At 42.2% G+C, this 14,572-nt stretch carries 12 protein-coding genes; 6 read left to right on the top strand and 6 right to left on the bottom strand.

The annotated features are described in order from the left end of the window. Position 1: 1 nt before the first annotated feature. The 3 genes from BFP72_RS03970 to BFP72_RS03980 are packed head-to-tail and all read left to right on the top strand — an operon-like array spanning position 2 to position 3,245. Positions 2-751 (top strand): hypothetical protein, encoded by a 750-nt coding sequence (locus BFP72_RS03970; protein ID WP_143519929.1) that lies wholly within the window; start codon positions 2-4, stop codon positions 749-751. 15 nt (positions 752-766) lie between these two features. Continuing rightward, entirely contained in the window at positions 767-2,596 is a 1,830-nt protein-coding gene (locus BFP72_RS03975; protein ID WP_099597891.1) for a putative porin, read from the top strand. A gap of 55 nt (positions 2,597-2,651) precedes the next feature. Then, complete coding sequence (locus BFP72_RS03980; RefSeq protein WP_099597892.1) at positions 2,652-3,245, top strand: tRNA-(ms[2]io[6]A)-hydroxylase; 594 nt, start codon at positions 2,652-2,654, stop codon at positions 3,243-3,245. Between the two features lie 12 nt (positions 3,246-3,257). Here the strand turns inward: BFP72_RS03980 and BFP72_RS03985 are convergent, their stop codons facing one another. From BFP72_RS03985 to BFP72_RS03995, 3 genes are read right to left on the bottom strand one after another with little or no spacing between them, the layout of a single operon-like run. Beyond that, positions 3,258-4,418, bottom strand: a complete 1,161-nt coding sequence (locus BFP72_RS03985; RefSeq protein ID WP_099597894.1) for a glycosyltransferase family 2 protein — start codon at positions 4,416-4,418, stop codon at positions 3,258-3,260. 1 nt (position 4,419) lies between these two features. Then, positions 4,420-5,010: an HAD family hydrolase gene (locus tag BFP72_RS03990; protein ID WP_099597895.1), complete on the bottom strand. Its 591-nt coding sequence runs from the start codon at positions 5,008-5,010 to the stop codon at positions 4,420-4,422. Positions 5,011-5,016: 6 nt separating this feature from the next. Beyond that, a complete protein-coding gene (locus BFP72_RS03995) occupies positions 5,017-5,892 on the bottom strand; it encodes a UbiA prenyltransferase family protein (RefSeq protein WP_099597897.1) in 876 nt (291 codons plus the stop codon). Between the two features lie 388 nt (positions 5,893-6,280). Between BFP72_RS03995 and BFP72_RS04000 the strand changes: the two genes are divergently transcribed. From BFP72_RS04000 to BFP72_RS04010, 3 genes are all read left to right on the top strand, one after another. Then, positions 6,281-8,485, top strand: coding sequence for an exopolysaccharide transport family protein (locus BFP72_RS04000; protein ID WP_158233268.1), 2,205 nt, complete (start codon positions 6,281-6,283; stop codon positions 8,483-8,485). Positions 8,486-8,862: 377 nt separating this feature from the next. Continuing rightward, positions 8,863-10,026 (top strand): O-antigen ligase, encoded by a 1,164-nt coding sequence (locus BFP72_RS04005; protein WP_158233269.1) that lies wholly within the window; start codon positions 8,863-8,865, stop codon positions 10,024-10,026. Next, the gene (locus BFP72_RS04010) at positions 10,019-10,927 is read left to right on the top strand and encodes a beta-1,6-N-acetylglucosaminyltransferase (RefSeq protein ID WP_099597902.1); all 909 of its coding nucleotides are present in this window, start codon (positions 10,019-10,021) and stop codon (positions 10,925-10,927) included. The genes BFP72_RS04005 and BFP72_RS04010 overlap by 8 nt, the downstream gene beginning before the upstream one ends. A gap of 72 nt (positions 10,928-10,999) precedes the next feature. On the opposite strand, the gene BFP72_RS04015 is transcribed toward BFP72_RS04010, so the two are convergent. The 3 genes from BFP72_RS04015 to BFP72_RS04025 are packed head-to-tail and all read right to left on the bottom strand — an operon-like array spanning position 11,000 to position 14,217. After that, positions 11,000-11,686 (bottom strand): TolC family protein, encoded by a 687-nt coding sequence (locus tag BFP72_RS04015; RefSeq protein WP_158233270.1) that lies wholly within the window; start codon positions 11,684-11,686, stop codon positions 11,000-11,002. After that, positions 11,686-12,867, bottom strand: coding sequence for a glycosyltransferase (locus BFP72_RS04020; RefSeq protein ID WP_099597904.1), 1,182 nt, complete (start codon positions 12,865-12,867; stop codon positions 11,686-11,688). Before BFP72_RS04020 ends, BFP72_RS04015 begins: the two co-directional genes overlap by 1 nt. A 3-nt stretch (positions 12,868-12,870) precedes the next feature. Next, on the bottom strand, positions 12,871-14,217 hold the full coding sequence (locus BFP72_RS04025) for an oligosaccharide flippase family protein (protein WP_099597905.1): 1,347 nt from the start codon (positions 14,215-14,217) through the stop codon (positions 12,871-12,873). Positions 14,218-14,572 lie beyond the last annotated feature (355 nt).

Genomic DNA, 14,572 nt, shown 5'->3' on the forward strand with positions numbered 1-14,572 from the left:
CATGAATTGGCTTTCGCATGTGATATTGTACCCTCTGAGTCTACTGACTCGTTTTTTTGCCTTTTGGCGAAAGCGTCAATTTGATGTGGGTACTTGGAAATCGGTGGAGTTTGAGCTCCCTACTGTGGCCATACTGAGTATCAAAGACGAAAATACCCGTCCAGTATTGGTGTATTTGAGTGAGTTGTTTCGATCTGCTGGGCTCGGGGAGTTTGTGATGGTGGAGCAGAAGACGGCCAAAGAATTGGGACTGGTAGGATTGCCTGTAGAAGGAGCCGAGTACGTGACCCAGTCAGCGATGAGTCCGACGAGTGATGCGTTGGTCTACAAGGGAAGTCCTGTACTACCGATGTCTGAGTCCGTGTCTCTGTACCCAGGGAGAGATGTGTTTGTACTGACCAAGCATAAGCTCATGAGCGAAGTACGCCACCAGCGGGTGATATTGGTGACGAGTGTGAACCGGCTGTTTTGGGAAGAGGAAATGTGGCCGATAGGATCTCGCTTTGAGTCCACTCGCATGTTGTCTTCGGTTGATTTTGTGCTCTATACCTACACGGGAGAGCGTCCTGACGAGGTGTATTGGAGAGAGCAAGCGCAGTGTTGGTGCCATGCGTCGGTGGAGGTTGTACTGATCCAGATGTCGTCAGGAGAGCACTCTCTAGTGCAATCGGTATATTATTGTGGGGATCAATCAGAAAATATTGAGGATCATGATACCTTTGAGCGCTTGTTTATAAATTCGCTATTTTAGAACTAAACCATCGGAGTGAGAATCAAAAATATTGGTCTGTTTGTATTGCTAGTAGCACTATCTGTAGTGGCTGAGGCACAAATTTTGGATGATTCTACTCGCTTGGTCTATGGACCGACTTCTACGCAGTACATCACCGTCGATGATCTCAAGCAGAGCGATACGCTGTATCATACGATGGATACATCACTGTACAACTTGGAGAAATTTCTCTTGCCGAGAGGCTCTGAGGTAGACTACCAAAACTTGGGAAACAACGGGACAGCACTCAAACCCATGTACTATGACATCCCTACAATGATCGGGCGCACGACGGGTTTTCATGCCTACGATCCCTATGTCAAGACACCGGAGCAGTTCAAGTATTACGACACCAAGTCCCCTTTCATTGATCTCAATGTGGTCTTTGGTGGAAAGGGAAGGAATATGGTCGATTTTGCGTTTTCTCGCAATATCAATCCCCAATGGAACGTAGGCTTTGATATCACTCACGTTTCGTCCGAAAAGCAAATTGGAACTTCGTCTCTCAAAGAAAATCAGGTCAAGAGCACTGCGGCGGATTTTTATGTATACTACCGGACCAAAAACAAAAAGTATCATGCGATGTTTCATGCCTATACCAACGATCAAGTGATCCTAGAGACGGGTGGTATAGTAGAGACAACGGACCAAACGGATTACTATCTTTATCAGGATGCAGATATTTATTTGCGCAATGCACAGAGCTTTGACAAGCGTGGACGCTTGTATCTCTATCATGAGTATTCTTTGAAGCCGTTTTTTGAGGTGTACAATACGATCGAACGATCGGTGGTGACGAATGAATACACCGATACGCCGTTGGACGAATCTGTGGATTATTACAAAGACTTGTTGATTAGGACGGACTCTACTGAGGATGCATCGACCATGACAGAGACCAAAATCGAAGCTGGAATCAAAGGTAGGGTGTCGGATCGTATTTATTATTCGGCCTATGTCAAGCGTAGAGATTTGGATTTTCGCTATCGATACATCAGCCCCTTTGAAAATGTGGGAGAAAACTACCTTGGAGGAGATATCAAGCTGCTGGTCACCAAAACCAACGAGTTGGGGGGACGGGCTGAAGTGATGGATCAAGGCAACTACTATTTTACGGGCTATTTCAAAAATTCATTTCTCCGAGCTAGCTACACGAGCAGTTTGTACGAACCTTCGTTTTTGGCTGACCGCTATTATGGCAACCACTATGAATGGGACAATAGCTTCAATTCGACCTTAGCCAATAGCATTAACGGTTCTATTTTCTTCACTTTGCCGTTTTTGTATGTAGAGCCAGAGGTGACGATCTCGACGATTGATGAGTATGTTTATTTTGGCTATGACCAAAAGGCGAAACAGGAGAGTGATGCCATTTTTGTCAATAAGTATTCGGCGAAGGCTAATTTGACTTTTTTGAAGCACATGCATCTTGACAATCGTCTCGTATGGAACAACGTGTCGGGCAAAGGAGCCAACGCCATGAGAGTGCCAGATTGGAATTACTTCGGCAAGCTCTATTACTCCAATATTGTATTCAATGATTTCATGGAGTTTCAGCTGGGGTTCAATTTGCGATGGCAGTCGGCGTATCAGGCGAAGGCATATGACCCGATTACTCAGCAGTTTTATCTACAGGACGATTTTGAATTGCCGTCGTACTTTACGGCAGATGTGTTTTTCGTGATGAAGGCCAACGACCTTTCGCTCTTCATCAATGTAGAGTATCTCAACCAAGGCCGTGACCAGGGCTACTTTGCTAGCCCTTATTACCCAGGTCAGCGTAGAGCCATTGATTTGGGGCTGAGGTGGATGTTTTTTGATTAGAATGTAAGATGGGTACTTCTCCTCAAGTCAGGAGAGCCAAAAGAAATGACTCCATATGGAAAAGACCACATTAGGACTGAACCTTCCTACAGACCCTCGGTGGGTCAATATTGCCGAGAAAGATATCGCTGAGATATTGATTGATCATGCTTATTGTGAACAGAAAGCTGCCTCGTCTGGCATCTCACTGATTGTGACATATCCCGAGCGCGAGGATTTGGTGGAGGTTATGACAGAGTTGGTCGCAGAGGAGTGGGGACACTTTGAGCGCGTATTGGAGAAGATGAAAGCACGGGGTGTAAGCCTCGGACGCAAGCGCAAGGACGAGTACGTCGCGGCGATCAGTCAGATCCTCAAAACGGGAGGGTCTAGAGACGAGCAGCTCGTAGAGAAACTTCTACTCAATGCGCTGATCGAAGCACGAAGCTGTGAGCGCTTCAAGTTGCTCTGGCAGCACATCGAGGACGAGGATTTGTCCAAGTTTTACTACGAACTGATGGTTTCAGAGGCAGGGCACTATCACACGTTTTTGGATCTCGCCAAGAAGTATACTAGTGAGGAGCATGTGTCCCAACGTTGGTCGGAATTTCTCGTGGCAGAGGCCGAAATTATGAAGAATCTCGAAGTGCGCTCTGATCGGATGCACTAATTTTCTAGGTCTTTACTTTTTTCTTGATGCCCGTTCCCAGAGCACGGATTGACTGCCTCGGACGAAACGTGCAAACCCTTGGTACACGGATAGATTCATAAAGGTGAAGTAGAAAGGGACAAAGAAAGCTTTGACTTTGATTTTTCGTTTTTGGAAAAAATAGCCCAAGTAAGCCAACAGATAGAACGCTACTTGTGCAAAGAGCAGACCAAGATAGAGTAGGCTGTGCTGTGCCAGGAGTACATTGAGTACGAGTAGTCCTAGTAGCGCTAGAGGGGTCAGTGTCCATCGCAAGACACGGTGAGAGATGAATTGGAAACTGAGCCAGCCATATTTGAAGACATTGAGTAAAGCTCGTAATCTCCAGATGGCTTGATGTCCTCCCGCAGCAATTCTTATTTTTCGTTTGGATTCTTCCTTGATCGAGTCGGAGGAGTTTTCGAGGGCGTAGGCATCGGGTTCGTATGCGATTTTGTAGCCTTTCTTAGCGATGCTCAGCGACAAGTAAAAGTCCTCGATGAGCGTATCTGTTTGGATCTCTTGGTAGAGGTCGGTGCGGATAGAGAAGAGTTCGCCTGCTGCACCTACGACTGAGTAGAGGTGGTAGTCATACTTCTTGAGGAATGACTCATACTTCCAATACATGCCTTCCCCAGCACTGGATGCTTCGTCACTATCCTCTTGGCGAATTCTTTTTTCTCCAGAGACACACCCGACCGCAGGGTCAAGGTAGTGTCGTGTGATGTGATGGAGTGATTCTGCGTTGAGGATGGTGTTGGCATCTGAATAGACGACTACTGGTGTTTTGACGAGAGGCATGACGCGGTTCACAGCATGGATTTTCCCCTTTCGTTCGGGACTATGAAAGAGCTTCACATTTTCGTGTTTTTTGACCAAATCAGGAGTACTGTCTGTGCTGCCATCGGTCACGATCCATAGTTCATTGAGCGCACTTGGGTAGTCAAGTGCGAGTGCATTCTTGATTTTTTCTTCGATGTAGTCTTCTTCGTTGAATGCAGCTACGATATGGGTGATGGGGATTTCGTGATTGGAGGTATATACGGATGGGTTGATTTTTGACCCTCTGAGTTTGACCAGAATGTAAAGCAGGATGCCATACCCGACATAGGTGTAGCCTACTAGAGCGATCAAGATCCAAAATAAAAGTTCCATGTTAGGTGAAAGGTTTGAAGTGTTTGGTATTGGCGAGTTTGAGCATCGGAATGTCGCCTTTGGTATCTCCGTATGCTTCGATGGTATCGTATCCTGTGAGGTCCAGGATTTTGCGTATTCGTATGACTTTTTCCTCTCCGTTGCAGTTGGTTCCTAGGATTTTTCCAGTGATCACGGACTGGTCTGTCTCCAAAGCAGTAGAAATACAGGAGATGCCCAATAGGTCTGTCCAGGGTTTGATCCAATCCTGAGGAGAAGCTGAGACGATGTAGATGTCCGTTTTTTCACGCAAGTGTTTTTGGATCTCTTTGAGTGCCTGTGGACGAATGATTTGAGGCAAGTGCTTGTCACAAAATCGTTCGCACAGCCCCGCAAATGCGAGCGTGTCCATGCCACCAAAGAACATTTTCAAGAAATGTTCTTTTCCTTTTTGGGCAGAGATCCATCCTCCTTTGACTCCTACGAAAACGGGAGAGAGCAAGAGGAGATTGGTGTAATATTTGACTGGAGTGGTAGAGAACTTAGCGATCTCAAAGAGGGTGTCTTTGCTTGTGATGGTGCCGTCAAAATCAAAAAGTGCAAGTTTTTTCATGGCAATCTAGAGGTAGATGATGATTCCAAAACTGGCCAGCCAACAGATCAAGGTAATGATGATGAACTTGTCTTTGTATAAAATTTGGATCGGTGAACCTGTGTTTTTTTCGACCATCGTGATTTGAAGATAGCGCATGATCCCAGCGATGACAAATATGGTCGTCACAAAAATGTACTGGGAGTCCCACTGCTGCGTGATCTCAGGTGATACACAATAGAGAATGTAAGAGACAATGATGATACCACTGACCATGGTGATGCAGGCGTGAATGAAGCTCGCGTTGTACTTGGAAGATGTTTTGCGCACCATGGTGCCGTTTTCTTCAAATATGCGTATATCGTCACTTCGTTTGGCCAGTACGATGAATAAAGACAGTAGGAAGATCATGATGGACAGCCAGTGAGAAACAGCTACTCCGGAGAGTATTCCCCCCATATAGATGCGGATGATGAATCCCAAGGATACAATCAATAGATCGACAATTGGGACGGTTTTGAGTCCCATCGAATAGCCGATATTGAGCAGAAGGTAGATACCTGTAAGTATCAGAAAGTCTACCGACAAGTAGTAGGCAGATGCCAGGCCAATGGATAAGGTGATCAGCATCAATAGGATGCCCTGAGTAGGAGTGATTTTGTTGGCAGCAAATGGGCGTTCTTTCTTTTTGGGGTGGAGGCGATCCATCTCACGGTCGCGGATGTCATTGATGATATAGATCGAGCTGGCCACTAGCGAGAACGAGAAGAATCCCGCTACTAGGCGTGGAATTTCACCCTCGAAGAAAAAGTGTCCTGCAAAGAAACTTGGGATAAAGATAAAGGTGTTCTTGATCCAGTGTTTGACACGAAACACCTGGTAAAGTAAGATTAGGTAATGCATTAGGTTAGGAGGTCAATTTGTATTTGATTGCAATATAAAATTGATTGGTTGAAAAGTCATAGAACTAAGTCTTAGTTGATAGGGAATTGTTGATAAGTACAATTTGTTCTCCGTAATGTTTTATTTGATTCTAGTTCATTGAAAAAAGTCTTGAATCTCTCTAGGTAAGAGTGATTGTAAGCTAAGTTTTTTTGTAAATTGGCCGCATGATTTGCTAACAGGTGCAATGTCATGCGTTTACTGAAAGAGATAACCATCCTAAACCTATCCTCATCTCTACAAATAAGCGATGTATCCGTCTCATCAACGAAGAGGGATACATTCTTTTTTTGGACCTATATGGTATGGACGGTTGGTCTATAGAAACACAACTGTTCATTATCTATTTATGGAGTTTCAAGAATTATTCAAAGTACTGAATAGAAAGAAATTGCTTCTTTTTATCATTCCCTTAATATCAGCAGCGATTGCGTTTGCGCTTCGATTCGCATCAGAGAGATACTATGTGTCGGAGTCTCAGATCTCTACAGGATTGACGATTGCCAATGATTTTTCCAATGAGAAGAACAATATCAGTCCATTTCAGACTGCGTTGAATTTTGGTAATTTGATTGAAAACATGGCTTCCAAGATGGTTGTGAATAACCTGTCGTATAAGTTGCTGTATCGTGATTTGTCTAGCGACGAGCCGTTTCGAAGACCTAAGTTTGAGGAAGATGAGTATATCTCAGCTCCCACAGGAGAAGTATTGGATAGCGTGTTGAGTCAATTGGCTGATGCCAAGGATGGCTTCAAGATTATTAATCGCACCAATTCTACTGGGAGGTATATTTTTGATTTATTGGAGATGTACAAATATGATGAAAAGGAGTTGTTGTCTAATGTCAGTATCAGTCGAATTGGAAACACTGATTTTATCAATATAAGGTATTCCTCGGAAGTACCAGGTCTATCAGCATATGTAGTCAATCTATGGGCAGATACATTTATTGATTATTATGATTTTCAAAAGAACAATCGTCTCAATGAGTCACTGGGAGTATTGTCACAGATCCTTGAGGATAAGCAGGACTTACTTAGTCAGAATATCGCGAAGTTGAACCGGTATAGATCTCGATATATGTTCATGTCTTCGAACCCAGATTCTGATCCTATTGGTGAGTATGAGCGACTGATCAGGGAGAAGGAAAGCAATATTCGAAGCATTAACTATAGGTTGCAAAATCTACGAGGAAAGATCGCAGAGACAGATAAGACAAGTTCGTACAATGGACGCAAACGAATTATCAAGTTGAAAAACGACATTGATCGATTGAGCTCTGAGTTAATCGCCGAGCCTAAAAACAAGGTAGTACGTGATTCATTGGATTTATTGAGAGGGAAATTGCAGTCTGAAATGTATATGCACACTTCGACAAGTGGAGACAAAGTAAACCTAGATGCTCTGTTCGATAAAGAGAATGAATTGAAGGTAGAGTATGAGATTGCTCTGGTGGATTTGCAAAAGCTATACGATCAATTTGCGATAGAGAAGGGAGCTGTACAGAGTCTCGCCAATACAAAATCTGTGTTGGAGAATATTGAAACAGAAGTTAAGCAATCCCGTGATGAAATGATTGCTGCACAGGATAAATACAACCAAGCGAGGAGTGAGCTTCTGGCTGGAAGTAGTGCGATCAAATTGTCGTATTATGGGGATATACCAGAGGATCCTCAGTCTAGAAAGACGATTATGTTTACGGCGTTAGGTCTGGTGATTGGTTTTGTTATTACGTTGTTTATGATTTTGGCTTTTGAGTTTTTGGACCAGCGGATCAAGAACCCAATCAAGTTTAAGAGAGAGACCAAGATGGACGCATCTGGGTACATACAGAGTTTTTCCAATATTGGAAAGTTGGAGAAAATACTCGTCGGGGACTTTAGTATGCTGAAGGAGGGAGACTCTACCGTGTTGTTGCAGTCTTTGAGAAAGCTCCGGTACAATATCCAAGACTTGAAAGGAAGTATATTTTTGTTCACTTCTCTAAGGGAAGGTTCGGGCAAGTCGTTCTTACTCACCGCACTGGCTTTTTCGTTGAGTTTGGTGCAGAAGAAGGTCCTAATAATCGATACAAATTTTAGGAGCAATGCCCTAACCAATGGTTTAGGAAACCCTGACTTCCAAAAGGAGTTTGAAGGGTTTAATGTGATCTTGAAATCATTGGGAGGCAAGCCAATGGTCGTGAATGAGAAGTATAAGATGGATTTTTCAGAAGGAGATATCATATCCAAAACGAATAATCCATATGTATTCCTGATGAAAGGACAGAATATTCACCAGTCACCTGAAGAGATATTTTCCAAATTGCAGTTTAGCAATTTGTTGGGTTATTTGAAGGAGCGCTTTGATTTTATATTTATAGAGGGAGCAGCATTGAATCTGTACTCTGATTCGAAGGAGTTGTCGAGATATGCAGATTATATCGTGCCGGTGTTTTCGGTTGAAGATGAATTTACATCACGTGATCAGAATTCCATGCAGTTTTTCGAAGAGGTGAAAGGAAAACTGAGCCTAAAAGTTTTGAATAAGGTTCGTAGTGAAGATGTCATTTGATCAAAATAAAGACCCTTTTTTGAGGATTTTGATTGTGTCAATGAAGTTAGGTGCTGCGGTGATAGCGTTTTTTTTCTGGTTGAAGATCATGATTCTCTAAGCTTAAGATGTATTATTTCATACTAGACAAGATAAAAAATAGCTTTTGGGTATTTGTGTTAGTCGCGAGTGGTGTTTCCTTATGTGCTAATCTATTGGGGGCATTAAGCTTGACACTGGCGATATTCTTTATTGGGCTTTTGATTGCATTGATGGTTATTTATTCAATCTATTTGAACCCACTCTATGCCGTTATTATCAATTGGTTTTGCACTTTCTTGTTGTTTTTTCTTTTTTATAGAGTACTGAAAGTTACCTCGATTCCATTAGGTTTTGCTTTGGAGGGGCTGAATTTCTTGGCCTTATTTGTTCTCTTGTTTCGGGGCAAACTGAGTGGTCATCAACAGCGAATAGGAGGGTTGTTGCTGTTGTGGTTGTTGCTTTGTTTTATTGAATTGTTTAATCCATTTGCTGCATCACGCGGTGCGTGGTTTCATGCGATTAGACAGGTTGTCAACAATATCATCCCTTTTTTTATCATTTACTCCATTCTGTTGTATCAAAAAAAATCCATTAATTATCTGCTGGGAACGTGGGTATTGTTTACCACGTTGGCGGCACTGTATACGTTGGTTCAAGAGTTTGGAGGGTACCCTCCTTGGGATTATAATTATATCGCTAGAGATGAAAATGCCATGTCACTCATCAATACTTTTGGTAGGATGAGAAAAATCTCCTTTTTTTCTGGGCCTATGGAAAATGGGGTGGTTTTAGCTTTCAATGGGGTCATGTGCTTGGGGCTGGCCTTTCAACGGGGGATGAAAATGTGGCATAAGTATGGGTATTTGGTACTGAGTATGCTTTCGGCATGGGCGATGATTTATACAGGGACACGTACAGCGACAGTGATGTTTGTCGCTGGTGCGGCGATTTATGTTATTTTGAGTAGGAGGAGAGAGTTGTTACTTTATACCGCTTTCGTGACATGTATGTTGGTAGCCTATATCGCTGTGACAGGAGGTGGTCAGGCTTTGTATGTCATGACGACCGCATTCAACCCGGACGAAGATCCATCCATGCAAGTACGATACAATAATCAAATGAGGTTGAGAACATACCTAGTCAGGTCACCTATTGGGTATGGGCTAGGGAGTACAGGGTATTTGGGTATGAAGTATTCTCCACATACTTTTTTAGGTTCCTTTCCCCCTGATTCAGAACTGGTCAGGATAGTGATAGAGACAGGGTTTATAGGGCTCGCACTATGGTTGTATATTAACTTTTATGCGATCAAAAGATCCTTGGATTCCTTGAAGATTCGGGTGGATGACTTCTCTGATAATTTTAGGATGGTGTTGGTCGCATTGTTGTTTATGTTCTTGTTGGGACAGTACCCTCAGGAGATCATGAATATCGGTTCGTTAAAAATATTGTTTGCCTTGTGTTTGGCGTACATCAGTTTGGATTCAAGTCAAATGAAACAGGAAGTAGAAAATGGATAAAGTAGCTTTTTTGATCATCGCTCACAAGAACCCCGAACAGCTGAGGAGATTGGTAGGTCGGTTGGTCTCTGAGCGTGTTGTGTTTTTTATTCACGTGGATAAGAAAGTAGACATTAAACCTTTTGAATATGCACTGGATGATGTAGAGGTCGTCTGGCTCAAGAGGAGTCGCTCTCAATGGGGTAGTATTGGAATGATAAAGGCTATCATGGGCGGGCTCGAAGCGATTAGGTTGATACCCGGAATCTCTAGAGTGACTTTATTGAGTGGTATGGATTACCCTCTAAAACCTGTGGAGCGAATCTTGAAATTTTTTGATGAGCATCCATCGAGTGACTTCATTGATATCGTGAGTTTTGACCAGAGTGGCTGGTCAGAAGCAAAAATACAGCGGATTAGGAAGTATTATTTTTTTGTCAAGGATAAGCTGTTTGAGTACCCAATCAATCCCAATAGTCCCAGTTTGTTGAGAAAGATGCTTGATATGGGGTTGAGCTTGATACTTCCAAAGACACGCGAATTCCCAAAGGGCTTGGTAGCATATGGTGGATGGGTTTGGTTTAGCTTTAGTAGAGAAACAGTCCGAGATGTATTGTCATTTCATGCAATGCGACCCGATTTAATGAAGTATGTACAGCATTGTTTGTCTTCAGACGAGATTTATTTACACACAGTATTGGGTAACCTACAAAAGGGAATGGGGGCTGTACGTCCAGGCCTAACGTATGCTAAATGGCCCCAGGGTGATGTCCCGCATCCTGCTGTTTTGACTAGTGAGCATTTTGAGGAGTTGAAAAGTTTGCCTCACCTATTTGCTAGAAAATTTGATGAGACTACTGACAAAGGTGTATTGGATCGTATCGATACCGAACTGCTTACCTCACTCCCTACAAATGGATAGGTTTGGCTATAGTCAGTCAAGTATGGAGTCCTGTAGAAGTAGGGTGTATGTCATGTTTCTATATGTATGCCCTTATTCTATGCCCATGCTTTCCAATGAGTTATTTACGACAGTTTCTAGTTCCGTCTTAGCCTGTTGGTAGCGGCTTTCCGCTTCCAGTACTTGCATTTTGGTGCTGTAGTAATCTCGCCTAGCTGCGGAGTACTCTGGCAGATCGATGGATCCTTCACTGAATTTCTGTTCGACGGCATTGAAATCCGCTACACTGAACTGTTCCAGCCTTTTTCTTATGTTGAGTACTTGCTTGGTTTTTAAGTATTCAATGTATTTTTTCTTGACTTCCTCTATGAGATCCCGTTCCAAAATTTCGGCCTGTTTGAGGATGACCTGTTGATCTTTTTCTAGTAGCTTTTTTCGATTCTTAATTTCTGAAAAATGATTAAGACGAAAGCTTAGCCCGACATTGTATCGCGGATAAAAGCTAGAAACTGTTTGATCGCCGCTCAGTTCACGTATACTATATTCGTTTAGGTTCCCTGAGAGCGAAATGATACTAAGGTGCTCATTATTGATCATTTTCTTTTGATATGCTGCAGACTCTAGAGACAGTTGGTGTACATCCAATTTTGTACTGTTCTCAATGGCCGAAAGAATGAGCCTGTCTAAATCTTCTTGAATGATCAATAGGTTGTCGTCAGATTGAGCCAATAGAGGGAGGCAAGTGCCAAGTAGAAGAATGAGTGTTAGTATTCTTTTCATTATAGGTTGAGGTATTGAGTCATTAAATGTACTGAATTTTTCCATGTATGAGATTGGGCAAGTTGTTTTCTAGTCTGCTCCTTCGATGAGGTGTTTTCTTCAAGGGCAGTTTGAATGCATTGAGAGAAAGCTTCTTTGTCTTTTGCCAAATAACAAACTGTTTGAAACGGCTCCATGCTGATGGTGTGAGTTGCTACTGTGGGCTTGCCCATAGCCAAGTATTCGTCTATTTTTCGTGGATAGTTTCCAATAGTTATTTCGTTGATGTTTTGAGGGTTGATGCAAACATTAAAATAATACATGTAGGCATACAATTCGGAGAAGTCCTTTTTGCCCAAAAAGTGTACATTGGAGATGTGATGCAGATTTGATACTTGAAAGCCACTGTCCTCAGGGCCGATCAATACAATTTGATAACTAGGGTTGTTTTGTGCTATATACTCAATGAGATCTATATTGAGCCGTTCGGAGTTTAGTGCACCTACATATCCTATGATTTCACCTTTTATTGAGGCCAAGTCAATAGGAGGAGCCTGGGGAGGGGTGTGATCTGTGAAATAGTCTATGTCACAGCCTTGACCTACGTAGTATGATTCTGAGTTGAAGGCTGCGGCATACTGTGCTAGAAATGTAGAGTTGGCCAAGGTTATGTCGTACTTGCTGATCAGTAGGGGTTCGATCCGCTCAGAATGAGTCTTCCAGTAGGACATGGCGCGCATGTAGTCACGCAAATAGTAGATGTTCTTTTTGGCAGACAAGTAATCTGGGAGATAAAGCCCTGAATAGAAATCATTGTCATTGATGAGATAATAGTTGTGTATGCCCTTTTCGGTTAGCATTTGCTCAATGGCCTTGGCGTACCTTTTGCCGTTGAGTTGGTTGAGTAGATCAAATATTCTCTTGGGTTTAATTCTATTGATGGACTCAAAAAGCGTTGGAAGAGTGACTACTGTGCAATTGGAGTTGATTTCTTGGTAAGAAGGCTTTTTTGAACGGATTACTTCTTTGCGGCTATTGATCCATTTTTTCTTTTTTCTGAATACTTCAGAGCGTTTGACTGGAATGTTAACAAACCACACTTTATGCTTCTGTGATAGTTCCAGAGCAATGTCTCTGATGTTGCTTCCATACTCGAAATCCCAGGGGGACAAACTAATAATTACAAAATTTTGAACAGGCATAGGTTATAGTTTAGCTTTTATCTGATTGGTAAGAAAATTGAATCCGATGCGGTAAGCATTGAGAAATTGCTCGAAAGTATTGGTTACAGAGAATGGTGATTCTCGGTTGATGGCCAGCAAAGCGATCATTACGAAGGACGCCCCAGATATAACAGAAGCAATGGCTGCACCAAGTATGCCTCCGAAAGAATTGTCCATTTGAATAAAATAGTAGTTCAAGACAATGTTGATACCTGTGCTGGTTAGTAGAGCATAAAATCCCACTTTCGGTTTTCCACTTACTTCTAATACAGAACCTGCTTGTGTTGAGAATGGTTTGAGAAGATTCAAAAGCATGAATATTTGGAGGATGGGGACTGCATCAAGGTATTTTTGACCTGCAACAATTGAGATGAAGAAGGATGGGAGGATGAATATCATTAATACAAATGGAGTGATTGCAGCAAGGATAGTTCCAGATGATTTCTCGAATAACCTAGCTCTTGCTAATTGTGGTTCTGGATGGTTTGCGGTTTCGGCAAAACGGGGATACAAGACTTGCGATAGTGAAGCGATCGGGATTTCTATAAAATTCATGAACCGGCCAGCCACGTTGTAACTAGCGACCGCTTCTGCAGAGATGAAATAACCTATCATCAATTGGTCTACGCTCCGAGTTAGAAGGGAAGTAAGCCCTACACCGAATGTGTATTTTCCGAAGTTAAGTAGTTCTTTAATGACTTTTGCTGAAAACGAGAAACTCAAGAACTCGATACGCATCAAGTAGAATATAGAGAAAAACCCACCTAAGAAGATGGATGCAACTTGTAAAGTAGCAACATCCATTAGGTCAATACTCTTATCAAAGAGTATTGCTCCCAGAATAAGCACAAAGTATGAGCCATAGCGGATAAATGAGAGAACAGAAAGTATTTTGAAATTGACCAGAGCACTATAATAATACATGACCTGAGAGTAGGGGACCATGCAGAGTGAAAAGAGGCAGTAAAGACGAATCATTCGAGAAAGTACCTTAGAATCATACGTATGACCTATGTAGTCAGCTAAAAGGTACAAGGCGAAAGTCGTGACAATGGTTAGCGTTGTATTGAGCCAGATGGAGGAGCTAATAATGTCTTTCTTATTATAATTTTTGTCCAAAAAATACTTGACAAAGCCATTCTGAATGAAGGCATTTCTGGACATTTCAACAAATGTGATGATGATGGTGTATAAAGTATAGATCCCAAAATCACTCTTGTCCAATACTCGGACCAATACAAAGTATGCGGCAAACCCAAAAAAGAATATAATGAATCTGTTGATTAGTGAGAAACTGGCTTTGTTTAGCCAGTAGGATGTGTTGGGCATGTAGGTTAGGTCTTTGGTGTTAGTTAACTAGCGCGGTTGATAAGGCTAAATTAATAAGTAGACTGGGATTCACAAGAGATGCAAGTAGCCTATTTTTATCCTGTGTCAAATAGTTTTTGTTAAAAGTAGTTAAATTGGATTTTTTGAATAAATAGTTAGGGTAAAGCGAGAGAGTATTGCGTGAGATAAGGTTTGTTTGGCTGTGGTTATATGTTTTTTGTTTTAGTGATTTGAGAGTGAGGGTGCGATTGATGTTGTTTATGTATTGTGTATAACTGTTTGTAATACAGTGTTTGAGAGTGGTTTTTTTACTATGATACAGTAAGGGGGAGCTGAATGAGTGGATACAAGCTGT

This window comes from Reichenbachiella sp. 5M10, from assembly GCF_002742335.1.
Taxonomy (GTDB): domain Bacteria; phylum Bacteroidota; class Bacteroidia; order Cytophagales; family Cyclobacteriaceae; genus Reichenbachiella.